Source organism: Paenibacillus diazotrophicus (genome assembly GCF_042610465.1).
Window position 1 is genome coordinate 499,180 of the sequence record NZ_JBGJZN010000002.1, and the last position, 23,898, is coordinate 523,077.

At 46.0% G+C, this 23,898-nt stretch carries 23 protein-coding genes and 2 pseudogenes; 17 read left to right on the plus strand and 8 right to left on the minus strand.

Annotation, left to right across the window (positions count from 1 at the left end; translation table 11 throughout):
- The first annotated feature begins 2 nt into the window (after positions 1 to 2).
- The 8 genes from ACAN54_RS13640 to ACAN54_RS13675 all read left to right on the plus strand — a co-directional run bounded on the left by ACAN54_RS13640 (position 3) and on the right by ACAN54_RS13675 (position 7,377).
- Positions 3 to 890: a transporter substrate-binding domain-containing protein gene (locus tag ACAN54_RS13640; RefSeq protein WP_379155504.1), complete on the plus strand. Its 888-nt coding sequence runs from the start codon at positions 3 to 5 to the stop codon at positions 888 to 890.
- Positions 891 to 923: 33 nt separating this feature from the next.
- A complete protein-coding gene (locus tag ACAN54_RS13645) occupies positions 924 to 1,709 on the plus strand; it encodes an amino acid ABC transporter permease (RefSeq protein ID WP_379155508.1) in 786 nt (261 codons plus the stop codon).
- A complete protein-coding gene (locus tag ACAN54_RS13650; RefSeq protein WP_379155511.1) occupies positions 1,706 to 2,416 on the plus strand; it encodes an amino acid ABC transporter permease in 711 nt (236 codons plus the stop codon). The genes ACAN54_RS13645 and ACAN54_RS13650 overlap by 4 nt, the downstream gene beginning before the upstream one ends.
- Positions 2,413 to 3,165, plus strand: a complete 753-nt coding sequence (locus ACAN54_RS13655; RefSeq protein WP_379155514.1) for an amino acid ABC transporter ATP-binding protein — start codon at positions 2,413 to 2,415, stop codon at positions 3,163 to 3,165. The genes ACAN54_RS13650 and ACAN54_RS13655 overlap by 4 nt, the downstream gene beginning before the upstream one ends.
- Positions 3,166 to 3,176: 11 nt before the next feature.
- Positions 3,177 to 4,193 carry an LLM class flavin-dependent oxidoreductase gene (locus ACAN54_RS13660; protein WP_379155517.1) on the plus strand — a complete coding sequence of 339 codons (1,017 nt, stop codon included), beginning with the start codon at positions 3,177 to 3,179 and terminating at the stop codon, positions 4,191 to 4,193.
- Between the two features lie 14 nt (positions 4,194 to 4,207).
- On the plus strand, positions 4,208 to 5,389 hold the full coding sequence (locus tag ACAN54_RS13665; RefSeq protein WP_379155520.1) for an amidohydrolase: 1,182 nt from the start codon (positions 4,208 to 4,210) through the stop codon (positions 5,387 to 5,389).
- A gap of 70 nt (positions 5,390 to 5,459) precedes the next feature.
- The gene (locus tag ACAN54_RS13670; RefSeq protein WP_379155523.1) at positions 5,460 to 5,930 is read left to right on the plus strand and encodes a DinB family protein; all 471 of its coding nucleotides are present in this window, start codon (positions 5,460 to 5,462) and stop codon (positions 5,928 to 5,930) included.
- Between the two features lie 106 nt (positions 5,931 to 6,036).
- Positions 6,037 to 7,377 carry an LLM class flavin-dependent oxidoreductase gene (locus tag ACAN54_RS13675; RefSeq protein ID WP_379155526.1) on the plus strand — a complete coding sequence of 447 codons (1,341 nt, stop codon included), beginning with the start codon at positions 6,037 to 6,039 and terminating at the stop codon, positions 7,375 to 7,377.
- A gap of 88 nt (positions 7,378 to 7,465) precedes the next feature.
- On the opposite strand, the gene ACAN54_RS13680 is transcribed toward ACAN54_RS13675, so the two are convergent.
- Both ACAN54_RS13680 and ACAN54_RS13685 read right to left on the minus strand, forming a co-directional pair.
- Complete coding sequence (locus tag ACAN54_RS13680) at positions 7,466 to 8,134, minus strand: PspA/IM30 family protein (RefSeq protein WP_379155529.1); 669 nt, start codon at positions 8,132 to 8,134, stop codon at positions 7,466 to 7,468.
- 55 nt (positions 8,135 to 8,189) lie between these two features.
- The gene (locus tag ACAN54_RS13685) at positions 8,190 to 8,408 is read right to left on the minus strand and encodes a PspC domain-containing protein (RefSeq protein WP_379155532.1); all 219 of its coding nucleotides are present in this window, start codon (positions 8,406 to 8,408) and stop codon (positions 8,190 to 8,192) included.
- Positions 8,409 to 8,713: 305 nt separating this feature from the next.
- Between ACAN54_RS13685 and ACAN54_RS13690 the strand changes: the two genes are divergently transcribed.
- Together ACAN54_RS13690 and ACAN54_RS13695 are read left to right on the plus strand one after the other, a co-directional pair.
- Positions 8,714 to 9,343, plus strand: a complete 630-nt coding sequence (locus ACAN54_RS13690) for a YfbR-like 5'-deoxynucleotidase (protein ID WP_379155535.1) — start codon at positions 8,714 to 8,716, stop codon at positions 9,341 to 9,343.
- 300 nt (positions 9,344 to 9,643) lie between these two features.
- The gene (locus tag ACAN54_RS13695) at positions 9,644 to 10,468 is read left to right on the plus strand and encodes a carbonic anhydrase (RefSeq protein ID WP_379155538.1); all 825 of its coding nucleotides are present in this window, start codon (positions 9,644 to 9,646) and stop codon (positions 10,466 to 10,468) included.
- 108 nt (positions 10,469 to 10,576) lie between these two features.
- Here the strand turns inward: ACAN54_RS13695 and ACAN54_RS13700 are convergent, their stop codons facing one another.
- The gene (locus tag ACAN54_RS13700; RefSeq protein ID WP_379155541.1) at positions 10,577 to 14,401 is read right to left on the minus strand and encodes an S-layer homology domain-containing protein; all 3,825 of its coding nucleotides are present in this window, start codon (positions 14,399 to 14,401) and stop codon (positions 10,577 to 10,579) included.
- A 441-nt stretch (positions 14,402 to 14,842) separates the two neighbouring features.
- On the opposite strand from ACAN54_RS13700, the gene sigK (ACAN54_RS13705) reads away from it, so the two are divergent.
- From sigK (ACAN54_RS13705) to ACAN54_RS13725, 5 genes and pseudogenes are all read left to right on the plus strand, one after another.
- Positions 14,843 to 15,544: an RNA polymerase sporulation sigma factor SigK gene (gene sigK / locus ACAN54_RS13705; RefSeq protein ID WP_054939435.1), complete on the plus strand. Its 702-nt coding sequence runs from the start codon at positions 14,843 to 14,845 to the stop codon at positions 15,542 to 15,544.
- A 276-nt stretch (positions 15,545 to 15,820) separates the two neighbouring features.
- Positions 15,821 to 16,687, plus strand: a complete 867-nt coding sequence (locus ACAN54_RS13710; RefSeq protein WP_379155546.1) for an RHS repeat-associated core domain-containing protein — start codon at positions 15,821 to 15,823, stop codon at positions 16,685 to 16,687.
- A gap of 189 nt (positions 16,688 to 16,876) precedes the next feature.
- On the plus strand, positions 16,877 to 17,263 hold the full coding sequence (locus tag ACAN54_RS13715; protein WP_379155549.1) for a hypothetical protein: 387 nt from the start codon (positions 16,877 to 16,879) through the stop codon (positions 17,261 to 17,263).
- Positions 17,264 to 17,649: 386 nt separating this feature from the next.
- Positions 17,650 to 18,164, plus strand: a pseudogene (gene sigK / locus ACAN54_RS13720) (RNA polymerase sporulation sigma factor SigK); the annotation flags it as partial.
- 233 nt (positions 18,165 to 18,397) lie between these two features.
- Positions 18,398 to 19,033, plus strand: coding sequence for a phosphatase PAP2 family protein (locus tag ACAN54_RS13725; protein WP_379155552.1), 636 nt, complete (start codon positions 18,398 to 18,400; stop codon positions 19,031 to 19,033).
- On the opposite strand, the gene ACAN54_RS13730 is transcribed toward ACAN54_RS13725, so the two are convergent.
- The 5 genes from ACAN54_RS13730 to ACAN54_RS13750 are packed head-to-tail and all read right to left on the minus strand — an operon-like array spanning position 19,002 to position 22,481.
- A complete protein-coding gene (locus ACAN54_RS13730) occupies positions 19,002 to 19,559 on the minus strand; it encodes a class I SAM-dependent methyltransferase (protein WP_379155555.1) in 558 nt (185 codons plus the stop codon). The genes ACAN54_RS13725 and ACAN54_RS13730 overlap by 32 nt on opposite strands.
- A 40-nt stretch (positions 19,560 to 19,599) precedes the next feature.
- A complete protein-coding gene (locus ACAN54_RS13735; protein ID WP_379155558.1) occupies positions 19,600 to 20,676 on the minus strand; it encodes a sensor histidine kinase in 1,077 nt (358 codons plus the stop codon).
- Between the two features lie 4 nt (positions 20,677 to 20,680).
- Positions 20,681 to 21,361 (minus strand): response regulator transcription factor, encoded by a 681-nt coding sequence (locus ACAN54_RS13740; RefSeq protein WP_379155561.1) that lies wholly within the window; start codon positions 21,359 to 21,361, stop codon positions 20,681 to 20,683.
- A 30-nt stretch (positions 21,362 to 21,391) separates the two neighbouring features.
- Positions 21,392 to 21,955 (minus strand): class I SAM-dependent methyltransferase, encoded by a 564-nt coding sequence (locus ACAN54_RS13745; protein WP_379155564.1) that lies wholly within the window; start codon positions 21,953 to 21,955, stop codon positions 21,392 to 21,394.
- 28 nt (positions 21,956 to 21,983) lie between these two features.
- Positions 21,984 to 22,481 (minus strand): DedA family protein, encoded by a 498-nt coding sequence (locus tag ACAN54_RS13750; protein WP_379155567.1) that lies wholly within the window; start codon positions 22,479 to 22,481, stop codon positions 21,984 to 21,986.
- A gap of 141 nt (positions 22,482 to 22,622) precedes the next feature.
- On the opposite strand from ACAN54_RS13750, the pseudogene ACAN54_RS13755 reads away from it, so the two are divergent.
- Both ACAN54_RS13755 and ACAN54_RS13760 read left to right on the plus strand, forming a co-directional pair.
- Positions 22,623 to 22,877: pseudogene (locus tag ACAN54_RS13755) on the plus strand (sigma-70 family RNA polymerase sigma factor); the annotation flags it as partial.
- Positions 22,878 to 23,020: 143 nt separating this feature from the next.
- A complete protein-coding gene (locus ACAN54_RS13760; protein WP_379155570.1) occupies positions 23,021 to 23,542 on the plus strand; it encodes a hypothetical protein in 522 nt (173 codons plus the stop codon).
- Positions 23,543 to 23,898: the final 356 nt, after the last annotated feature.

The window sequence follows — 23,898 nt, forward strand, 5'->3', positions numbered from 1 at the left end:
AGATGAAGAAGACGATCTCACTAGCCTATGTATTGATTGCAATGCTGGCGATTGCTGGCTGCGGTACAAATAATAATAATGCAAGCAGCAACCAGGGCGGCAATGTCGCTGAAGCAGCACCACAGACTGCAACGACAGACGCATCTGACGCTACTAAAGAACCAGCCCAAGTAACCAAGATCGTAGTCGGTACAGGAACTGCTTTTCCAAAGGTATGCTACATTGATGAGAACGGCAAGCTGACAGGCTTTGATGTGGAGTTGATCAAGGAAGTCGACAAACGTCTGCCGGAATACGAATTTGAACTGCAGACCATGGATTTCAGCAATCTGCTGCTGAGTCTGGATACCAAGAAAATCGATCTGGTGGCTCACGTTATGGAGAAAAATCCGGAGCGAGAGCAAAAGTACTCTTTTAATAAAGAAGCCTACGCCCATTGGAGAAACCGCATCATTGTTGCTAAGGACAATAACGATCCGATTCAGTCGCTTGATGATCTGAAAGGTAAAAAGGTGTTGACCAGTGCGACCAGTGCGCAGTCCACCATTCTGGAGAATTACAACAAGGAGCATGACAATGCGATTACGATCGTCTATCAGAACGGTGCTGCCAATGATACGGTAAGCCAAATCAGCTCAGGACGGGTGAATGCAACGCTCGCTGCAGATTTTGTACTGCCAATCATTGATCCGCAAAGCAAGCTGAAGGCCGTTGGTGATGAATTGTCCTCTGCTGACATTCTTTATGTTTTCCGTAAAGATGAGCCTGAATCGCAGAAGCTCTCGGATGCCATTGACGGAGTGATCAAGGAATTAAAGGCAGACGGTACGCTTGGCAAGCTGAGCACGGAATGGTTGGGAGCAGATGTTACCGACGCATCGGTGAAATGACCAGAACTATAGATCGGGGGAAGGAGCTGCTATATGGGCGCGCCATTTGATATCAGTTATGTATTCTCGTTTTTGCCCAAGCTGTTGACTACGCTGGGTACCACACTTTGGATTGTTGCCTGCTCGCTTTTGGCAGGGGTCCTTGTCGGATTCCTCATTGCCCTCCCCCGCCTGTATAAGGTGCCGGTCCTGAAGACCTTAGCGGAGATCTATATCTCATTTTTCCGGGGGACACCGATTCTAATCCAGCTGTTCTTGTTCTATTACGGCTTGCCGGAGATTCTAAAGCTTATTTCAGTGGATGTGACGCGGACGCCTGTACTCTTCTTTGTGATTCTGACCTACGGTCTGCATACGGGAGCCTTCATGTCCGAGATGATACGGGCTTCTGTAACGGCAGTGGACAGGGGGCAGGTAGAAGCAGCGTACGCGACAGGAATGACCTCTTTTCAGGCTTTCTCACGGATTGTACTTCCTCAGGCGTTAGGGATTGCGGTTCCTGTATTCTCCAATCTGGTCATTGCGCTGCTGAAGGATACCTCTCTGGCTTTTACCCTTGGGGTGATGGAGATGACGGGGAAGGCGCAAACATTAGGCAGTATCAGCCAGCATTTTATTGAAACTTATATTGCACTGGCCCTTATCTATCTGGTGATCAGCTATACGATTGAGAAACTGTTGTTGGTGGCGGAACGGCGTCTCTTGCGTCATGAGGAACGGAGCAGTCCCGTGAAAAAAATGTTTAGACTGCAAAAAGGCGGTTCTTACCGGCAGATCATTGCAGAGTTGGGACCGGGTAAAGGAGGTGGCGGATTATGAAGCTGGATCCTTCATTTATATGGACGGCATTCGTACAGATGCTGAGTGCAATCCCTACCACGTTGTATATTACTTTGGTCTCTGTTGTGGCCGGGTTCGTGATCGGGGTAGCTGTGGCTTTAATCCGGATTTACAAAGTCCCGTTTCTGTATCCTCTGGCTGTAGGGTATGTCACTTTTATCCGCGGGACCCCGATGCTGACCCATTTGCTGCTGATCTATTTCGGGCTGCCGATGTTGATTGACGGGCTGGCTGTCCATTTTGGCTGGGCTTTCCGGTCTGTATCCATTCCTATGATCGGTTTTGCCTATATTTCCTTCTCAATAACAGCAGGAGCTTATATGTCTGAGGTTGTACGCTCTGGTCTGCTCGCAGTTGACCGCGGCCAGATCGAAGCTGCCTATTCCGTAGGCATGACCACACCCCAGGCCCTGTGGCGGATTGTGTTTCCACAGGCACTGGCGGCTGGTCTGCCCAACCTGTCCAATTCTGTCATCGGGATGCTGCATGGATCAACTCTTGCTTTTACCGTATCGGTTGTGGACATCAATGCCAAGGCCCAGATTGTGGCTTCGACGAACTGGAAGTTTTTTGAGGCCTATCTGGCGGCAGCACTTATCTTCTGGGGACTTACGTTCCTGATTGAACGGGCCACCGCCCTGATCGAGAAACGGATCAACCTATACAATCGGGGGGGAGTCGTATGATTAAGATTGAGCATCTATCCAAGTCCTTCGGCCGCCATCAGGTGCTAAACAATATTGATCTAACCGTTACCAAAGGCGAAGTAGTGGTTATTCTCGGACCCAGCGGCTCAGGCAAGACCACGCTGCTGCGGTGTGTGAATTATCTGGAAAAGCCCGGCGACGGAGAGATCTCGATTGGTGATTTCCGGCTGAACTGCAAGCATGCCCGCAAAAAGGATATTCATCAGCTGCGGCAAAAAACGGCGATGGTCTTCCAGCAGTACAATCTGTTCCGCCATAAAACGGCGCTGGAGAATGTGATGGAAGGGCTGCTAATTGTCAAAAAGCTTCCGAAGGAGGAAGCGCGTAAGCGAAGTGTAGCGCTGCTGGAAAAGGTCGGACTAGGCGCCAAACTGGATGCGTATCCGAGCCAGCTCTCCGGAGGCCAGCAGCAGCGGGTCGGCATCGCCCGAGCGCTAGCACTGGAGCCGGAAGTGATTCTGTTCGACGAGCCTACATCTGCGCTGGACCCGGAGCTGGTGGGCGAGGTGCTGGCTGTCATCCGTAAAATTGCCAAGGAAGGCATCACGATGATTGTGGTGACGCATGAAATGGGCTTTGCCCGCGACGTGGCGAATCACGTGGTCTTCATGGATGGCGGAGTTATTGTCGAAGAAGGAACACCTGTGGAAGTGTTCAATCATCCGCGGGAAGAACGAACCAAGCAGTTTCTGAAGCGGATTACGCCGGAGCTGAATTATTCCATTTAGGAGGCAACGCTATGGCTATAACAATAAGTGTACTGGATCAAAGTCCAATCTATCCCGGTGAAACGCCGGAGGAAGCCTTTCAGCATACGATCACGCTGGCGCAGTTATCCGAACGGCTTGGCTTCCGCCGGTTCTGGGTTTCGGAGCATCACGATTCCGAGCAGGTGGCAGGCTCCTCCCCGGAGGTGCTGATCTCGCATCTGCTGGCGAAGACAGAACGTATCCGGATCGGCTCCGGCGGGATTATGCTGCAGCACTACAGCCCCTATAAGGTAGCGGAAAATTTCAATGTGCTTGCATCACTGGCTCCGGGACGGCTGGATCTGGGGGTCGGCCGTGCGCCTGGGGGGTTGCCCCGCAGTACACAGGCGTTACGGCAGGGAGGAGACGTAGCTGCGTCTTTGACGGATAAAATAATTGAACTTGAAAAATATGTACATAACCGGCTGGAGGCAGATCATCCACTGTTCGGGTTGAAGGCAGGCCCGATCCCCGGTACTCCACCGGAGCTGTATGTGCTTGGTGCCAGTGTAGCCAGCGCAGAAATTGCTGCTGAGTTAGGGTTGCCGTATGTGTTCTCGTTGTTCATTGGTGGTGATCAGACGGTGGCTCTGGAAGCCATTCGTCTCTACAAGAGCAGATTCGACACTTCGCAAGGGAAGGAACCACAAGCGATACTTGCGCTTGCCGTGCTTGTCGCTGAATCGGAAGAGGAGGCGAAGGCGCTGGCCGGAGCGCACAAGTTGATCCGGATTCATTTGGCCAGCGGGAAGACACTTACGGTAGCGACCCGCGAGCAGGCTGAGGAATTCACACGGCAAAGCACAGAAGCCTATACGCTAGAAGAAAAGGAGCCGGAGATTACCAAAGGAACAAAGGAAACCGTTCGTGAACAGCTGCTGGCTTTGGCGGAGGCATCCGGTGTTGAAGAGTTTATCGTCACAACCAATGTTCAGCCTTTTGACAAAAGGGTCCGTTCATTTGAATTGCTAAGGGAAGCCTTTGCTGAAGTCCTTACAACACTTTGAGGAGGGAGCCTGCAATGACGAATAAAACGGTGGAGTTCCGCTCGGAGGCTTTTACGGAGACATTGATTGAAATCCGTCGGCATCTGCACCGGCACCCGGAGCTTTCTAATGAAGAGTATGCTACGACTGCTTATATCTCAGCACTGCTGGAACAGGCCGGAGCGCGCATCACCGACTACGGGCTGACAACAGGAGTCATCGCAGAGGTGGGCGGACAGCAGGGCGGGCCAATGATTGCTCTGCGGGCCGACATTGATGCGCTGCCGATTCAGGAAGAAACCGGTCTGCCTTATGCATCGCTATACCACGGTAAAATGCATGCCTGTGGCCATGACTTTCATACGGCTGCACTCATTGGAGCCGTCCAACACTTGAAGCAGCAGGAAAGTCAGTTGAAAGGGACGGTGCGGTTTCTGTTTCAGCCAGCTGAGGAAAAGGCGAAGGGCGCACTGCAGATTATAGACAGCGGAGCGTTGGAAGGTGTCCGTGCAGTTATCGGCATGCATAATAAACCGGATCTGCCGGTAGGTACGATCGGAATCACCAGTGGTCCGTTAATGGCTGCCGCCGATGGTTTTGTGGTTGAGGTACGGGGATCTGGTTCACACGCGGCGGTACCGGAGGCGGGGATAGACCCCATTGTGGCAGCTTCGTATATCATCACGGCGCTGCAGAGCATCGTCAGCCGCAACGTCAGCGCGCTGGAAAGTGCAGTGATCAGTGTTACCAAAGTGCACAGCGGCAACTCGTGGAACGTTATTCCTGAGACAGCGGTGCTGGAGGGAACGATTCGTACTTTTGATGAAGCTGTGCGAAGCAGAGTTCTTGAACGCTTTGAGCAGGTGGCATCCGGGGTGGCCGGTGCTTTGGGAGCGGAAGCATCCGTGCGCTGGCTCGGCGGTCCGCCGCCGGTGAACAACGATGCGGAGCTGGCAAGGCTCGGAGAAGAAACAGCCGATGCCCTCGGCTTTCAACGGGTGAAGCCTCGGCCTTCGCCGGCAGGGGAGGATTTTGCCTTTTATCAGCGTGTGGTTCCCGGGCTGTTCGTCTTTGTAGGGACTGACGGGAGCCGGGAGTGGCATCATCCCTCCTTCAATCTGGATGAATCGGCACTGCCTGTGGGAGCCGCGTTCTTTGCTGATCTGGCTGTACGGGTATTGGAACATTTGTCTGCGGAAGAGGGGGAATCTTCATAGCCATTTTCCTGTCAAGCTTCGATTCATCACAGGTCCGGCAGCAGTCTGGACTTCCTAAGGAGGAGTACTAATGAGTAACGCGCAAATCCGGGATTATCTATATACGTATGATCAATTGGCACAATCCATAGAAGGTCTAACAGAAGAACAGCTACGATGGAAGGCAACACCGGACAGCTGGAGTGTCACCGAGGTGCTGGCGCATTTGGCTGATCACAGCATTGTCATTTCCTTCCGCATTCGTGACATTCTGGCGGGTACTAAGGTCCAGCTGCCAGCATTTAATCAGGATGCCTGGGTTAGCGGACAACACTCAAATGCCGGTCATGCCGCTGATAGTCTGGAGCTGTTCCACAGTCTGCTGCACTACAACGGCCTGCTGTTCAATCGGCTCAAAACCAGCGAATGGGAGAAAAGCGGGATTAATTTTAAAGGTGAAGTTGTCAGAATTACGGATATTGTCCGCAGCTTTACAGCGCATGTGCAGACTCATCTGGTCCAGATTGAACGGATCAAGCAGGGAGCTGTCGTGGTCCATTAAGCCTGGGACTTAGCTCCATAAAACTTAAGCTTATGCTTTCGAAGCCAGTTTTATTGCGAAGTATCTCATGTAGTAATGCTCCATAAAACTTTTAGGAGGAATGAACATGACCAAGCCAAGACAATTGAAACTGGGTGCGTTGCTGCACGGTGTTGGAGGAAGCACCTCCATGTGGCGTCATCCGGACGCCAAACCGGATGCCAGTGTAAACTTTGAACTTTATAAGCAGTGGGTGCAGAAGGCTGAGGAAGGTAAGCTGGATCTGATCTTTATAGCAGACGGTTTGTATATTAATGAGAAATCTATTCCGCATTTCCTGAACCGCTTTGAGCCGTTGACGATTCTTAGCGCACTTGCGGGGGTCAGCAGCAAAATCGGGCTGGTTGGTACATTGTCCACCTCCTATAGCGAGCCTTTTACCGTGGCCCGGCAGTTCGGATCGCTGGATGTGATCAGCGGCGGACGCGCAGGCTGGAATGTGGTGACTTCTCCACTGGAAGGCTCCGCCTTGAATTATGGTAAAAAGGAGCATCCGGATCATGGCAAAAGGTACCGCATTGCTGCCGAATATTTGGAGGTAGCGCGAGGCTTATGGGATTCGTGGGAGGACGATGCATTTATCCGTAATAAGGAAACAGGAGCCTTTTTTGACCCGGCAAAAATGCACACGCTGGACCATGAAGGGGAGTTCTTCTCCGTCAAAGGACCGCTGAATATCGCCCGCTCGAAACAGGGGCAGCCGGTTATTTTCCAGGCCGGTTCCTCTGAGGTAGGGAAAAACTATGCCTCGAAAGAGGCAGACGCTGTCTTTACGGGACATGACACGCTGGAGGAAGCACAGGAATTCTACAGGGATGTGAAGGCGCGTGCTTCTTCTTTTGGCCGAAACCCGGATGAGGTACTGATCTTTCCAGGCATAGGTCCCATCCTTGGCGAGACAGTTGAGGAAGCGGAGCGCAAATATCAGGAGGTTGCCGGACTGGTAACGATTGAGAATGCCCTGAATTATCTGGGGAGATTCTTTGAACATCATGATTTCTCGCAATATCCGCTGGATGAGCCTTTTCCGGAGCTGGGGGATTTGGGACGGAACAGCTTTCAGAGCGGCACGGATAAAATCAAGAAAGATGCCAAGGAAAAGGGCCTAACTCTGCGGCAGGTTGCTCTGCAAGCAGCTACTCCGCGTAGCAGCTTCATTGGTACACCGGCGCAGGTGGCGGATCAGATTCAAGCCTGGTTCGAAGGCGGGGCGGCAGATGGATTTATGATTGCAGCCGCAGTGCCAACCGGGTTGGAGGAATTCGTGGACCACGTGGTTCCGATTCTACAGGAACGGGGATTGTTCCGCACCGAATACGAAAGTGACACCCTGCGGGGAAATCTGGGTCTTAGAGTGCCAGCGAACCGATATACGAAGTCTTCAGAGCCTGAAGGACAGGTGATATGAACTAATATTCCAACCTGTATATAAGCAGAAACGGATACCGCCGGGGAAGGCGGTATCCGTTTTTACTTGTACATAAAGGCGGTTGAATTCAGTTCCGGCTGCGGAGACGTTCCAGCTCAGCTTCAACGGCGCTGTTCAGCGGAGATTCGGGGATGCCGGCGGAATAATGTGCTGTGCTTTCGGCGGATGCTTCCCATTCGCTGATTTTGTCTTCCATGCGGTCGAAGCCACGCGCAGCAGCCCCGGGATTCAGGATCTGTCCAGGTTTACCTGTGTAGCCAGCATAACTGGTGCTTTCGGCAGAACGCTTCATCTCTGCCGCTTTGCGGGCGCGGGCAGCCAGCTCGGCTCTTTTGGCTTTTAGCCGTTTATGTTCTTCCTTGGCATTCAGCAGGCTGCTCTCCAGGACAACGAGGGTTTCGCGTGTTTCTTCCAGGCCTGCGGTGCATTCCTGAATACTCTCGGTGTAACGCAGTTTTGCCATTACCGCTGCTCTGGCGGCAGGCTCATTCCCTTCGTTCATTGCCTGCACGGCTTCCGCTTCGCTTCGCTCAGCCAACACCTGGTTCTCATGGATGCGCCGCTCCAGAACACTTGCTGCAGCCTGGAACTCACGCTGTCTGGTCTCGGCAACAGCTATTTTTTCCTCCAGATCCCGTAAATATTGTCCGGTCAGTAATACCGGATCCTCCAATTTATTCAGTCCTTCGTGGATGGCTGCTTTGGTTAGGGTCGTAATTCTTTGAAAGATACTCATGTTCATTTCTCCTTTTATTTTCATATATGGTGGTACTGGGTATAGTAGCTTTGAATTAGTAATACTCATAACCTTCGGGGTAGCTGTTATAGTTCTCTTTTGGAACCAAGATGCTAGCCAGAATGTACAGGAATGCTACAGTGCCGAAGCTGAATAGGGCAGTGGCTACAACTAACAGCCGGACGATGGTGCTGTCGATGTTCAGGGAACGGGCCAAACCTCCGCAGATGCCGCTGATCATTTTGTCACTTTGGGAACGATACAATTTTTTCATAATATTCTCTTCCTCTCCTATGGGTTGAACCGAGTGAACGGTTCGTCTTAGCCGTTGTCTATGTGTTTATTGTATAGCTATTGATGATGCTGCAAAACGGCCTGAAGACTGTTCTTTAGTCTCGACCTTAGTCGGGGATGGTATCGGCAGTAAGGCGGGGAAGGCTTGGCATATACAAGAATAGGGCTTCATGGCTCCCGTTTTTTACATAACCTGTAAGCTTGTTTATTCGGAATTAACATTGAATGCTTATACTAGCTAGACAATACCGGATCATAACAACATCAAGTCACAGGAGGAATGGCATGGGAATTCATAAATATTTCCGCTCGCTGAATGAACTGGAACGTATTATCCGCTGTCCCGGCAAATTCAAATTTGAGGAGCATAGCGTAGCGGCCCATTCTTGGAAGGTCGTGCAGTACGCCAAAACGCTGGCAGACATCGAGGAGAAGAACGGCGCAGTTATTGACTGGAAGAAGCTATACGAAATTACGAGCAGCCACGATTATGGTGAGATTTTTATTGGTGATATCAAAACCCCGGTGAAACATTCATCTCTGCAGCTTCGTTCCTTAATCCAGCAGGTTGAAGAGGGGATGATCGATAACTTCATTAAGGAGCATATTCCGGAGGAGTTCAAAAGCATCTTCTACCATCAATTGCGCGAAGGCAAGGATGAGTCGGTGGAAGGGCTGATTCTGGAAGTGGCCGACAAGATGGACCAGGTATATGAGGCTTTTGCCGAACTGCAGAGGGGGAACACGGAGAAGGAATTTGTGGTGATGTACCGCAACGCCCTGATCAAGATCAAGAACATCGATTTAAAATGTGTCGAGTATTTCCTGGCGGAGATTCTGCCGGACATGGTTAACGAAGAAACGATTTCTTCAATTGATATCAGACAGATTACGGAAGAGGCACTGGCTCTGTAGGGAGGAGCGGGTACTCTTTTTTTTTTGTGAGGAAGAGACTACACGATTTGCCTCCGCGCTGTAAGCAACGCATAGAGGGCCGCTGAAATACATAGTTATTCCCCAGTAATATACAGAAAACCTTGAAAGCCTCCGGTTGATCAGCTCAGACCCTGTGCCAGGAAGTGGGGAGTCACCCTTGTGGTATGGATAGTTAGACTCATTTTGCAAACCTTGAGCCTTTTTTCACTTGAGAGCCCGTGCGTGATTATTTACTATATTATAGTAGTTTTCCACAAAATATAAGAAAGAAGGATCTGCATGAGTCTGAGCAAAAGGTTATCCCAAATCTTGTTTCCGGTTATGGTCATGTCTGTGATGGCGGGATGCGGCGGTAACACACAGAATAACGAAGCAGCGAACAAACAGGAGCCGTCGGTTCCAGTCAGCGCTCACCATGCCCACTGGTCCTACGAAGGGGAGACGTCACCTGAGCATTGGGCAGAGCTCGACGAACTATTCACAACATGCAGTACCGGCAAGACCCAGTCACCCGTCAATATTCTCCAGGAGAAAGTTAAAGATGACGAGAGTCTGTCGCCCGTCGAAGTGGAGTATTCACCATCCCCGGTATCTATGATTAATAACGGCCACACCATTCAGGTTAATCTGAAGAACCAGGACAATCGTATTACTATTGAAGGGAAAACGTATACCTTGCAGCAGTTCCACTTGCACTTGCCAAGTGAACATGAGGTGGATGGCAAGCATGCGGATATGGAGCTTCATTTCGTGCACAAAAATGAAGACGGCAAGCTTGCGGTGCTAAGTGTCCTGATCACGAAAGGCACTGAAAATGCCGAACTGAGCAAGCTGTGGTCCGTACTTCCGAAGGAAGAAAGTGAAGAAGAATTTGCGATCCAGGGTGACTTCGACATGAACAAGCTGCTTCCGTCAGACCTTCATTCCTTCCGATATCAGGGATCGCTTACCACGCCCCCCTGCACCGAAGGCGTACAGTGGATCGTCCTGGAACATCCGGTTCAATGGTCCGAAGCGCAAATTAGCCAATTTGCAGCTATTTTTCCCCATGATAACCGTCCCGTACAGACGCTTGGGTCCAGGGAAATAGAATCGGATGAATAATGGATTTGTAGATTGGCCATAACCAAATGCTGGATAAATAAAGACCTTTATCTCCACACTTTCGGGGGATAAAGGTCTTTTGATCATGTATGCAGGTTCTACACAGATTTATTTCGAGATCTGATCCATCAATGCTTTGATTTCGGGATCCAGGCACAGGGCATTCATGATAATGGTCAAGGCCTCTGCTCTGGTTGATGATTGAGCCGGGGCAAATTTGCCGTTGCCTCTACCACTAATCAGACCGATTTCGGCAGCTTTGGCAATCTGGTCCTTGTTCCATGCACTTGCTGTATCACTGAAGGTGATGCTCCCTTTTACCGGTGTGACGCTATTGAAGTTCACAATCCTGGACAGGATGGTAACGATCTCGGAGCGGCTGATGTCCCGGTCCGGCCTAAAGGTTCCATCGGGGTAACCGGCAATGACACCATTGGAGGCTAACACGGCAATGGCCTCTTGGGCCCAATGGGCATTAATGTCACTTAATGAAATGGAAGTATCCGACTTCAACAAACCAAAGGCTTTGGTAAGGATTGCGGCAAATTCCCCTCTGGTAATACTTTGGTTTGGTTTGAATGAGCCATCGGAATAACCTTTGATAATGTTCAACTTATGAAAAGTCATGATCGTCCGGGTGCTCCACAGGCCAGCTATATCCTTAAGGGCTGGTACGGGAATGTCCCCGTCTTTCGCGGCAATCATGCTCTTCAGTGTCTCTTTTAAGGCTTGAGCGCTTACTCCCTCAGCAAAAACAGCAGTTGGCGGCGTCTTAACTGGTGCAGGCTTATCTGAAGGAACAACTGCAGGTGTTGCAGTAGGCACTGCACTTGGCATCATGCCAGGGTTCGAGCCTGTCCCCGTACCAGAGGTTGGGTTCGGGTTCGGAGTTGGCATCTGGCTGGGTTCAGGACTTGGAGCTGGAGTTGGGTTCGGGCTTGGTTTTGTGCTTGGCTCCGGTTCCGGATCAGGTTCAACAGTTTTTGCTTTCTGAATAGTCAAGGTTTGCAGTTTTTGGCCATCTGTCGTTCTTGCTTCAATTAAAATCTGGTCTTTGTTGATCGAGATGGCGGAATAGACCGGGAAATTATCATCATACAGATACTCCAGGTAATCAAATTTGACGGCATCGTAGAACTTCCAGCCGGAGGAACCGCCAGACAGATACACGGTGCCTGGGCTGCCATCCTTCAGGGGCTGGGCATTCTTCATAGGATAAGTCCAAGCGAGTGCATGATCGTGGCCCACCAGTACCAGGTCTACCCCGAGCTCCTCAAGGACAGGAGCCAGATATTTGGTGACCAGTTCAGGTCCGCGCCCGTCTTCTGTATGATAGGCAGGGCGGTGGAACATGGCGACCTTCCATTTTGCCGAGCTGGCATTTAAGTTCTTCCGCAGCCATTCTGCTTGCTTTTGCATATCTATTTCATCCGCTTCCGAATTCAGCACAACAAAATGTGTATCTTCATAATCGTATGAATAATTCAAATGCTGTTGCCCGTCCATTCCGTTACCTGGCTGACCCAAAGCGTTAATAAATACATCTTTTCCGCCATTCTTTACATCATGATTTCCTATAGTATAGGCAGAGGGAATACTGCCGCTGTATAGCTGTGAAGCCTTCATATCCTGTTCCCATTCATTCATAATCCCGCCATTATCGACAATATCCCCTCCATGCATGACAAACCGTGTATTGGGATAATGGGTAAAAGCACTGCTCATCAGGTCCTGATGAATATGGTAGGCATCTTCGGTATTGGTATGAGAGTCAGTTACAAACAAGAAAGAAAATCCTTCCGGGTTTGCTGCCTCTGTCGTAAACGTATGCTGAGCACTCCACAACCCCGGAGTTCCCACACGGTAAATGTATTTCGTACCCGGTGACAGGCTCTGCAGTATCCCTTTGTGGAACAAGGTTTCCCCCACACGGTCAGGTGCTGACAGCAGCTGGGGCGTAGCAGTCTGCTCCTTGACATTAGGCTGATCAAAACCTGTGAAGTCACTGGCTTTTACATATTGAATGATACCGTTCTCTATACGTGGGGCAGTTCTCCAGACGATGCTTTGGCTGGTTTTCAAATCCTCTGTTACATAGGTCCGCACATATTCAGGCTCCTCTGACCCAAGCTGCGGGACTACAGAAAGTGAGAACACCCTGCTGACTTTATCCCCGTTTACTGCCTGGAGATTAAGGTTCATTAAGGCCAAGGTAGCCAGAGACGTCTGGACTTCACCCTTCGCATCGGTAAGACCCCATCCATCCTTCAGGAGCTTCACTTGAACCGCTGCATTTGAAATCCAGCCCGTGACTTTCCCGTCCGGTAGCCGGATGGCAGTATAATCCCCACGAATCACTCCAGTCGAGAAGAATTGTTCACCTGGAGCGGCGGAAGCGAGCTTGGCCGATCCCGGATCAGCATCCGCATAGACATCAGACGATACAGAAGTCACTTCAGCAAAATACTGGGGAAGAAGAGGATCAGATGGGATAATGGAGACCCCTTCGACAGGTACACCTGCATCATCCGTGACACGAAGCGTACTTTTCGTATGGAGTGAGCTCCCTTTCACAGTGAGGATATAAGGGAACCCAATCGTATACTTGTGGGGTTCAGCTAGTGCATAGACAGCCTCCCCTGCGGTCATTCGAAAACTCCCGTCGATCATCTCGATAGATTTGAATGCCTCGCCGCGTTCCATTTTGGCACTGGGCTTTACCGTCATATTCAATAGCGCAATGGTTCCGTCAGCCGGTAACGATGGATTGCTTAGTCCGGCAAGCTGCAGCTGGTACGTTCCCTTTACAGGGTCAATCTCGTTCTGCTTAACGAGTGATGCTGGTACCTTAGGTTCAGCAGTGGTGATTTCCAGAGTCTGCGGATCGTATTGGAGCTGGGCATAAGCATCCGTTAAGTCAGCCGCATTGTTGATCTGGAGTTTCAATTGGAACGTCTTGTTGCTGATGACTTCCGGGGGGGCGTCCAGATGATATTGAATGCCGTCTTGAATGAAAAAGGAGCTGACAAGCTCGGCGGGATTGCCGGATCTGTCATATACAGCTGACTGAACAGTGTGATATCCCCCTGCCAGAGGAGAAGAAGGCTGATAGGAGATCATGCCTGTAGCCGCTTCATACCCGCTCTTCACAGGATGTCCATCCAGATTTAAGGTAACAGAGCCGGGGTCAATGCCCGATTGAAGATCGGTGGCCGTAAGCTGAATATGCGGTGAACGCGTATCGATAACGGCTTCGTTCGCCGGGGACACCATGCCGAGTACCGGGACGCTCATATCTTCAGCAGGGTCCTGCTCATAGACCAAGCGTAGATCGTCTACCCATACGGTTCCTTTATTCTTCTTGTCGAAGATGGATTGCTCAATCCGCATGTATATTTCCAGCTGGATCGGTCCCACTTTGTCCTGCGGGATATCCCCCTCAATGTATTTCCAGCCTTTCCAGTTCACGCCAACGTTCTCGTCCAAATATTCCACCTCGAAGGACTTTCCGTTGCCATCTCTGAACTTGCTGAAAATAAGATGTCCATCGTTGTTTCCGTACACCCACATCCCTACTTTTTGGGGAAGTCCGGAAATGAGATAGGGAACCTTAGGTCCAATATATACATAGGAGGGGTTTTCCTTAACACCTATGTAGTCATAATCCAAACGTACGGAATTATTCCCTGAACGGACATGCCGGGGATCCGCTTCCAGACTCATGGCACCTGAGAAATTTCTTTTTTGAACCAGCACATTATCACTTAGGTTATTCTCGAAATCCTCGATGACGATGGAATGGGGGAGGGGCACGTCAGCGGCGATAATGCCTGCGGGTTGAAGAGTACTGATGATAACCGTGATGAGTAGCAGGAACATCGTTGCTCTTTTCGATATGAATGACAACCTTCGGTGAATACTCTTCTTGAACATGTTATTCGCTCCTCTTAGTCTAAAAGATTTATCCTAAACTCCAATGCAGTATCGTATGTAAGGCTTGCTTATGTGAAGTTAATTATAAAGATGATCTTTGTTGATAGGATTAATTCAAAGAATTAACTATGTAAACTATTATGGGATAATCCTATCAACCTAGATTTAGGACCCGAAGCAATAACGAGCTGGGATCTACGGAGATGCTGTGATACCGCTGTTCAAGGTCGAACAGGAGAGAAGTTACAGTCAGAACTCGGTTTGGTCTACAAAAGAGTACAACAAATCATGTAGCTTGAATTCTAGCGCACTTCACAGCCCGTACCTATTTCTTCCGTACATGCACTTCTAGGCATCTACCCACATACAATAAAAGGACCATGAACCCGTAGTTCGGACTACTTACCGGTTTCATTGTACATGTGCGGGAGGTGTCGCAATTTGCCAGGCATAATAAGCACGATCGCGCTGTTAATCAAAGAACTGACGCTGCTGGTATCCTACGTAAGGAATAACGCTTTTCCCCAGCCTCTTTCGGAGCAGGATGAGAGCAAATACTTAGGCATGATGGCCGAGGGAGATGCCAAGGCACGGAATTTGCTGATTGAGCATAATCTTCGTCTCGTAGCTCACATAGTAAAAAAATTCGACAACACAGGGGAAGACATGGAGGACCTGATCTCCATCGGCACCATCGGGCTGATCAAAGCCATAGAGAGCTACCGCCCGAACAAAGGCACGAAGCTGGCTACGTTTGCAGCACGCTGCATCGAGAATGAAATCCTCATGCATTTAAGATCGCTTAAAAAGACCAAAAAGGACGTATCCCTGCATGATCCGATAGGTACTGATAAGGAAGGTAACGAGATTACACTGATCGATATCCTCGGCTCCGATGCAGATGATATTGTGAAAGAAGTGGATCTGAAGATCGAGAAGAGCAAGATATATCGTAATCTGGACATCCTGGATGACAGGGAGAAGGAAGTTGTAGTGGGGCGCTTCGGGCTCGATACCGGCGGGGAAGAGCGGACGCAGCGGGAGATCGCGAAGGAGCTGGGGATTAGTCGGAGTTATGTATCAAGGATTGAGAAGAGGGCACTCATGAAGCTGTATCATGAGTTTTATAAGGCGAAGCGGTGAGGGATAAGCTATAAAAAAGAGTCACTACAATAGATGTATTAAAAGCAACTTATCTGCGGATGAGTTGCTTTTTTCTAGTTCTCGGAACGCATTGACGCTGCTAGGAACAATATTCTCTGCTGTATGACTGTAGGTGAAAAGTGCTGCCTTATCGTGAGTGTATATCATTTCCAGTTCAGAGGGTAATGAACAGTATGGATATGATGTAAAAGGCAACAGGACGGTACAGCTGTCAACCGCTTCGAGCCCGCAAACAGATACAATGGAAGAATAGCTATGATGGCGCTAACCAGCTCAAACATGCGCGAAAAGAATGATGGCGGTACAACCCGCTATTACTATGACGGAGAGAATATCATCGCCGAAGGAAACGTATCCGGTAGTACTATCAACTTCAAAGCCCGTTATGTCCGCGGATTGCAGTTAATCAGCATGAAGAACCAGTGGGGGACAGTGGGATACTATCTCCAAAACGGACATAGCGATGTCGTTAACCTGTACAGACAGGATCAGAGCCTCCTGAACACCTACGATTATGATATTTGGGGTAATCCAACTGTAAAAGAAGAAGCAGATCAGTACACGAACCCGTTCCACTACTCTGGGGAATACTGGGATGAAGGGCAGCAGCTGCAATATCTTCGTGCACGCTGGTATGATCCAAGTGTCGGGAGATTTATCACAGAAGATACCTGGAAAGGCAGACTGAACCATCCGGATAGTCAGAATCCGTATATTTATGTGGTGAATAATCCATTAAAATATGTAGATCCAAGTGGTCACATTGCCATTGAATGGAGTGTTATTTTTGGTATAGCAGCTGCAAATGGGCTCATAACATTTTTTGATGATTTACTTGATGGAGAAAGCTTAGAGCATGCTGGTGTTTCTGCCTTTGCTTCCTTTGCTGGAACAAGTGTAACCGGTACTATAAGTGCTTTAACTGGAAATTTAATAGCTGGAGGGCTTGTTGGTTCCGGTGTTAATGAAGCTATAATGACTCTGTATGAAGGGGGGAGTATGTTTGATATTGATACTATAGCTAACATAGCTATCGGAGCAGCCACTGCGAATATAAGAGATGATAATTTAGGTCTATATTTGGATACTTTAATTAATAGTTTATTAGATTTAGTTAATTAAATTATAGCTGAGTTCTCTTAGTGATAGTAAAAGAGAACTCAGTAAGTTTTTTAAGGAGAGATTAGTATAGATACTAGAACTATAATTATAGGAAGTATTGTTATATATCTAATTGTCTTTTTTTATATCCAATATAAAAATAACAAAGGAAAAAACGTAGATCCTAGTAAAATTCATATTAGATACCCCATGGTCTATAAATTACCTCTCACAGCTAATTTACCAGCTATCGCAGCCACCTTTTTGTGTGTAAATGTATTCATATTGATGTGGAAAAAAAATAATATTCCACTTGTTATAATTGCTGTTTTTTTTATGATAGTAGTTATTGTTTTTCTAATTGGCATTAATACAACTAAGGTAATTATTACTGATAAAAAAATCACTTTGAAAGATTTTATTCATAAACAAGAAATTGAAATGAATGAGTTAAGAGGGATAACCAAAAAAGGAAGCTACATTTTTTTGGAAAAATACTCTGGTAAAGAAATAAGATTTGCCGGAGGATTAAAAGATGTAAATGAACTCCTTTACATCGTTAATGAACGGATTTCTGAGATGAAGCATCAAGAATAAAGGAGGTAAGGTTTGTAATGAAGATCGGAACCAAAAAGATACTGCAAGCTATATTACTGGCAATTATACTAGTCGTAGGAATATGGGCAAACTTACAGCTTAATTATCCTGTATGGGTTAAGGTATTGATAGTATGTTTCTTAATTGTTGCTTGTATATTAAGCTATAGAAATTACGCTCGTAAGTTAAATAGAGAAAGGATATGAACAGTAAAGTAGAAGTATTTATAATGTTCAAACTTATTAAATGATCAGCACATTTCTAGGAGTTGATCATCAATGCTTAAATGGATATTAATTGTTCTTACAATTAAGCTTTGCAAGAATATAGGCATGTAAATGGGCTTTTTTAGATGAAATAAGATTAAATCTACATCGTATCGTGTCCACAACCTCAAAAAATTCGACAACACCGGCGAAGACATGGAGGACCTCATCTCCATCGGCACCATCGGGCTGATCAAGGCCATTGAGAGTTACCGCCCGAATAAAGGGACGAAGCTTGCTACATTTGCTGCCCGCTGTATAGAAAACGAAATCCTGATGCATTTGAGATCGCTTAAAAAGACCAAAAAGGATGTATCCCTGCATGATCCTATAGGGACGGATAAGGAAGGCAATGAGATTACGTTGATCGATATCCTCGGTTCCGATGCGGATGATATTGTGAAGGAAGTGGATCTCAAGATCGAGAAGAGCAAGATTTACCGCAATCTGGACATCCTGGATGACCGGGAGAAGGAAGTTGTAGTAAGGCGGTTTGGGCTTGATACCGGCGGGGAAGAGCGGACGCAGCGGGAGATTGCGAAGGAGATGGGGAGCTCGCGCGGAGTTATGTGTCGCGGATAGAGAAGAGGGCGCTGATGAAGCTGTATCATGAGTTTTATAAGGTGAAGCGGTGAGAAAGGAAATGATAATTACAAAGTAGTTAGTAATAAAAACATAGAATGTCCAAAAGCAACTTGTCTACGGATGAGTTGCTTGTTGTTTTAATAAGGTTTTGTTTTTAACCCGTTATAAAAGAATGATCATTTTGAATCTCAAAATTCAGAAAATCTTTAGAAATTTCCTCTGAAGTTCTTCAGAGTTCCACTCTAAAATGGTATATGGTTAATCCCATTTAGGAGTTGAGAACTTGACGTATTCTAACAAAGGATCCTCTAAATCAGTAGGGCTGTCTCTGTTATGGCTTTTAGTCGTTCCTGTAATAAACGTTTTTTATGATATACTGAATCACCCGGGAGTTCATGTTTATAGCCTTGAATCGAGCCTGGATCAAAAGATACCTTTTATCCCTTCCTTTATTATTCCTTACTTACTATGGTATCCGTTTATTACGACTGTGCTGATTGCTCTTGCTTTCAAGGACAGGAAAATCTATTTTCAGACACTAATTGCGCAGTGCAGTGGTCTCATCATCTCTTATGCTTTCTTCGCTCTGTTTCAAACCGGGATTCAACGACCCGATGTTCTTTCTGAACCCGACCTTATCCATCAATTGGTTAGTTTTGTATATAGTTATGATCATCCATACAACTGTTTTCCGAGTATTCATGTGCTTACCAGCTATCTGATGCTAAGGGGAACGCGTGTTTTTGGGCAAATGATTTGGTTGATGACTGCCGCCATGTCCATTCTTATTATTGTGTCTACTGTACTGGTAAAACAACATGTTTTAGCGGATATTATGGGTGGTATTCTAGTTGCAGAATTGTGTTTTCGGTTATCTGGTACTGCTATTAATTATTTCCTTTACGACAAATATAAATGAAGGTTGGAGGGAAAGTACTGGGCACAAACTGAATATTCTCTATAAGTAGCTGTTTAGCCCATTTTCTTTTCATATGCAAGGTGTGCTGATATGCAACTAAAATCCCGCCTTGTCTAAGTGACTTAACAATCTGATGGAGGATATGCTCTCGCATTTCATTTGAAAAGTTGAAAAATGGTAATCCACAAATAATACAATCTAACTCACGGATATTTTCTTGTTTTAATTTCTTGAGCAGGTAGCTGGCATTGGAATGAAACAAGCATTCCGGATAAAGTACTTTTAAGTATTCTCTCATTTTTTTATTCCGTTCAAACAATATTAATGGAGTAGAATCTGTAAGCTGAGAAGTGATTAGGCGTGTGATAGCACCTGTACCAGCTCCAAGCTCTGCAACAGCATTTACATTATGCCAGGGTACAGATTGGACTATTTTGTTAGCCAATGAATTAGAACTGGGGAGGATATTTCCTACCCGCTTCGGATCTTTGAAGAAGCCTCGTAAGAAAAGCGAATATTCAGACATCATTAATAACAACTCCGCTCTAAATAATATCTCAAAGGTCCTATGGGAAAGGCAGACTCATTCGAAATGTGAAGATATCATGATTATGTTCAAGTGATAAAGTTCCATGGTGCAGCTCAACGATATTCCTGGCAATAGAAAGACCAAGACCTGCTCCGGTTTGAATTCCCTCGCTCTTTCTGGAATGGTCGACCTTATAAAATCGTTCAAATAGACGATTCTCTTGGTCTTTTGTGAGAGGTGTTCCTTTATTTTCAACCTCAATGGTACATTGTTCCGAATCCGCTATCATTCGTATGCAAATGTTTCCCGGTTTGAGAGAATACTTTAAAGCGTTCATGAGCAGGTTATCAATGGCTCTGGCGATTTTCTCACTGTCGACTAGCGTGATCATAGGACTTTTAGCAATATCTTTGACGAGATGAACGTTGTTTTCTTGAGCGAGCGGTTCGAATTCAAACAACAATTGATTCAAAAGCTGTGACAAATCAATTCTCTCCAGGTTTAACCGGGAGTCAGCCGAGGAAAGCCGGGTATATTCAAACAAATCATCGAGTAGTTTCTTCAAATGAATAGCCTTGTTATAGGTGTTTTGAATAAAACGTGTGTATTCCTCTTTATCTTGGTACGATTCTGTACGTAAAAGCTCAATATATCCGATAATGCTTGTAAGGGGGGTACGTAAGTCGTGCGAAATTCCCGTGATCATTTCCATCTTGGATTTTTCGGCTTCACGTTCCCTGATGATCTGCTGCTCTAAGCGCTCTGCCATCCGATTGATATTTACCGCGACCAATCCTAGTTCATCTTGCCGCTCAACAGCTACCCGGTAACCCAAATCACCCTCAGCTATAATCTGAAGTCCTTGCTCCAGCGCAACTAAGTCTTTGACGATCCGCCGGGTCAATGTAAAAAATGTAATTACATAAATAATTAAAAACATTGGTGTAAGGAGGTAGGCGAGAGCGTCGAACAACCATTTCAGGTTCGTGATTTTACCAAGATAAAAGAATAAGATACTGAGTAAGGTGTTTATCGTAATGGTAATTACTAAACTGAGTACCATCCGGATTAAGATATTGGTCTGAATACGTTTATTTATTTGCAGATTTCGCATAAGGTTAGTCAATTTTATATCCAACTCCCCAGACAGTCTTAATATACAGAGGTTCTCTTGGGTTCTTCTCTAATTTTTCTCTTAAATTACGAATATGAACCATTACGGTATTATCGGAATACCCGTAGGGCTCTTTCCATACACTCTCATAAATTTGCTCCGAGCTAAACACTTGCCCAGGCCGGCTTGCCAGCAGCGATAAGATCGCAAACTCTAGTGGAGTCAATGAAACATCAGTTCCGTTAACCTTCACAGAATGTTTACTTTTATCTATAATCAGATCTTTAATAATAAGCAGTGAATTGAATTCCTCCTTTCCAATTAAGGACTGGCGCCGTAACTGTGCTTTTACACGAGCCAGTAGTTCCAGCGGATTAAACGGTTTGATCATATAATCATCTGCTCCGGTAGTTAGACCTGTGATTTTATCAATGTCCTCCTGCTTGGCTGATAACATGATGATTGGAGTATTGGAGATTTCTCTTATTTTGAGGCAGGCTGTAATACCATCCATTTGAGGCATCATGACATCTAGAATAACCAGTTGAACCGCTGTTGTTTTTATTGCATTCAGTGCCTCCTGCCCATTTTCTGCTTCAAGCACTTGATAACCTTCGTTCCGTAAATAAACATGAATCACATCGCGAATTTCCGAATCATCATCTACAACAAGGATTGTATTCAATGGCTGCGGCTCCCTTTTATATTTATTTTATTATGTTTCCCTTCTACGACAGACGTAGACGAAAGCGGGTGGGAAATTAAGTGGCACATATTTTATTGTATCAATATTAAAATATTCGGTAAGTTGCTTCTTCATTTGAAGTGAATATTGAAAGGCGATAAATAATCCTCCAGGTTTAAGGGACTCATAAATCTGTTTAACCAAAGTATTTCTTAATTCAGGTTCAAAATTATAAAAGGGCAATCCGCTAAAAATACAATCTAACTGATGAATATTCGAATTGTTCATTGTTTCTACTAAATAAGCAGCATTACGATGGCAAGAAAAGTTAGGATACCTCATCTTTAAGTTATTACTCATCGTTTTATCCATCTCAAATAGCAGAACTTTAGTTGTGTTAGTTATCTTAGCATTAAATAAACGAGTAATCGCACCTGTGCCTGATCCGAGCTCTGCGACTGCTTTAATCTCATGCCAAGGTGCTTGGTTTACCATGCTGCGTGCCAGAAATCGGGAACTTGGTGTAACGCTACCTACCCGTTTTGGATTTTGGATAAAGCTTCGTAAGAATAAATAACTTTCTTTAAATCCCATCTGATTTTCCTCCATGAATTTCTGAATTTTAGGTGGTGAACAACTTGGTGAGAATATGATTTCCAAAGAACGTTCCTGCGGAGAAAAAAAGTAAGGTCCAACCTAAAGCACTAGAATATGATATAAGGGCGAACCGTTTATAGCTTGTACCGCTCAGTCCGATTAACATGGGGATGATATATCGTACAACTGGAATAAACATACCTATGTACATAGCCGTATGTCCTCGTTTGATGAGAATCTGCTCGGCCCTTTGAAAATGTCTATTCTTCAGAAATTTGTTCTTCAGTTTTTGACCAAAGAATTTACCTGCAAAATAAGAAAGCGTAAAGGCAGTTAATAATCCTGATAAAACGCAGCAGTAAGTCATCCACGGATTAATCACTCCCATATGGCTCAGAGTAGCACCGGTAAGGATCGTTATTTCATTAGGGATAGGAATTCCAAAAGGGCCAAACGTGAAAGCAAGATAAAAAATCAGATATCCATACTGATTAATTAGCTCTAAGATCGTATTACTAGCCAACATGCCAACTCCTTCGCTTACTTCAATACAGAAATAGTAACTAAAAATTCTGAGGAATCAGGTGGGAGAAATCTAAAGAATTTCTGAAGAAATTTTGATGGGGATTTAGAGCCCGAGATCGGATCGAAACTCGCATAGTAGGGCTCTGACGCAGATGATATTGTGAAGGAAGTGGATCTGAAGATCGAGAAGAGCAAGATATATCGTAATCTCGATATTCTGGATGACCGGGAGAAGGAAGTTGTAGTGGGGCGGTTCGGGCTCGATACCGGCGGGGAAGAGCGGATGCAGCGGGAGATTGCGAAGGAGCTGGGGATTTCGCGGAGTTATGTGTCGCGGATTGAGAAGAGGGCGCTGATGAAGCTGTATCATGAGTTTTATAAGGTGAAGCGGTGAGTTTGAAGGTTAGAATAACTTATGCAAAGTTTGCTGAATCAGCGAGGATGCCCTATGGATTTTCCAGTACTGGATCAGCAAGGTATCCCGAAGCTGCTAGTGGAGCGACTTTATTAAAATTTACAAGGTAAGGGGGATATAATATGGTACTGAAATTAGTTAGGAGAGTGAAGAGAACAATATATTTATGTGTGTTATTTTTAATAGTAATTCTAATTTTACTGAACTTTATTCCTATAAAGTTCGCAGTTAATCTTGATGATGCACAACAAATTTTAAAAGCCGGAAGTTATATTTGTGTAACAGAGTCTAAATATGTAGATGATACAGGATGGATTGCAAAAACAGACATTAACTCGCATTTAGAAAAAAATCTCGCTGTACGAGTGTCTGGAAACAGCCCCAACAAATATTTATCCGAAAAGGAGTTCGATTTTAAAAGGTTTGAAGTAGAAAATAGATTTTTATTAATAGGTAAAGTTGGAAGGTTTGAGGAAGACAAGGAACTAGAGACGGTATTGTATGCCAATTTAAACGTTGATAAATGGAAGTTATTATACCCAATCAAACGAGCATCTTATAGACAATACTTTACGCCTAAAAGTTACCTCAACATTTATGATTATGACCTGAGAAAGGTAATACAAACAATATGGCTAAAATAATTGTCATGAACATTGCCATTTTATAGAATGGGCAGACATGGAGTAGTAATCAAAAAACAGCAGTTTTAGCGAAGAAGCCTCCCCAGATTTGACCACATGGAATGTAACAAGTTCCATGTGGTTTTTTGTTTATTTGGTATTCTTGTATGCTTTTGCGGATTATATTCCGGATAATAAACTAGTATGTACTCGAAAATTGTAAATTCAATGAAACTGATTTTACATCTGATAACGAGTTGCCTTTTAACACCAACTAACACTCGTTTTTTTCTTTTCCGAGAAAAAACAATTGTCAAAGTATTAAATCGCATGGCAAAGTGGGTTGTGTTCAAAAAAATTTATAGCAACCTACTGCA

What these genes read in the sequence shown, in the direction of transcription:
- ACAN54_RS13690 (WP_379155535.1), top strand. Translation starts at nt 8,714, where the DNA reads ATGGGAATTCATAAATATTTCCGCTCGCTGAATGAACTGGAACGTATT.
- ACAN54_RS13670 (WP_379155523.1), top strand. Translation starts at nt 5,460, where the DNA reads ATGAGTAACGCGCAAATCCGGGATTATCTATATACGTATGATCAATTG.
- ACAN54_RS13650 (WP_379155511.1), top strand. Translation starts at nt 1,706, where the DNA reads ATGAAGCTGGATCCTTCATTTATATGGACGGCATTCGTACAGATGCTG.
- ACAN54_RS13760 (WP_379155570.1), top strand. Translation starts at nt 23,021, where the DNA reads ATGGTACTGAAATTAGTTAGGAGAGTGAAGAGAACAATATATTTATGT.
- ACAN54_RS13675 (WP_379155526.1), top strand. Translation starts at nt 6,037, where the DNA reads ATGACCAAGCCAAGACAATTGAAACTGGGTGCGTTGCTGCACGGTGTT.
- ACAN54_RS13665 (WP_379155520.1), top strand. Translation starts at nt 4,208, where the DNA reads ATGACGAATAAAACGGTGGAGTTCCGCTCGGAGGCTTTTACGGAGACA.
- ACAN54_RS13715 (WP_379155549.1), top strand. Translation starts at nt 16,877, where the DNA reads ATGGTCTATAAATTACCTCTCACAGCTAATTTACCAGCTATCGCAGCC.
- ACAN54_RS13745 (WP_379155564.1), bottom strand. Translation starts at nt 21,955, where the DNA reads ATGGGATTTAAAGAAAGTTATTTATTCTTACGAAGCTTTATCCAAAAT.
- ACAN54_RS13735 (WP_379155558.1), bottom strand. Translation starts at nt 20,676, where the DNA reads ATGCGAAATCTGCAAATAAATAAACGTATTCAGACCAATATCTTAATC.
- ACAN54_RS13700 (WP_379155541.1), bottom strand. Translation starts at nt 14,401, where the DNA reads ATGTTCAAGAAGAGTATTCACCGAAGGTTGTCATTCATATCGAAAAGA.
- ACAN54_RS13640 (WP_379155504.1), top strand. Translation starts at nt 3, where the DNA reads ATGAAGAAGACGATCTCACTAGCCTATGTATTGATTGCAATGCTGGCG.
- ACAN54_RS13695 (WP_379155538.1), top strand. Translation starts at nt 9,644, where the DNA reads ATGAGTCTGAGCAAAAGGTTATCCCAAATCTTGTTTCCGGTTATGGTC.
- ACAN54_RS13655 (WP_379155514.1), top strand. Translation starts at nt 2,413, where the DNA reads ATGATTAAGATTGAGCATCTATCCAAGTCCTTCGGCCGCCATCAGGTG.
- ACAN54_RS13660 (WP_379155517.1), top strand. Translation starts at nt 3,177, where the DNA reads ATGGCTATAACAATAAGTGTACTGGATCAAAGTCCAATCTATCCCGGT.
- ACAN54_RS13685 (WP_379155532.1), bottom strand. Translation starts at nt 8,408, where the DNA reads ATGAAAAAATTGTATCGTTCCCAAAGTGACAAAATGATCAGCGGCATC.
- ACAN54_RS13680 (WP_379155529.1), bottom strand. Translation starts at nt 8,134, where the DNA reads ATGAGTATCTTTCAAAGAATTACGACCCTAACCAAAGCAGCCATCCAC.
- ACAN54_RS13710 (WP_379155546.1), top strand. Translation starts at nt 15,821, where the DNA reads ATGATGGCGCTAACCAGCTCAAACATGCGCGAAAAGAATGATGGCGGT.
- ACAN54_RS13645 (WP_379155508.1), top strand. Translation starts at nt 924, where the DNA reads ATGGGCGCGCCATTTGATATCAGTTATGTATTCTCGTTTTTGCCCAAG.
- ACAN54_RS13730 (WP_379155555.1), bottom strand. Translation starts at nt 19,559, where the DNA reads ATGTCTGAATATTCGCTTTTCTTACGAGGCTTCTTCAAAGATCCGAAG.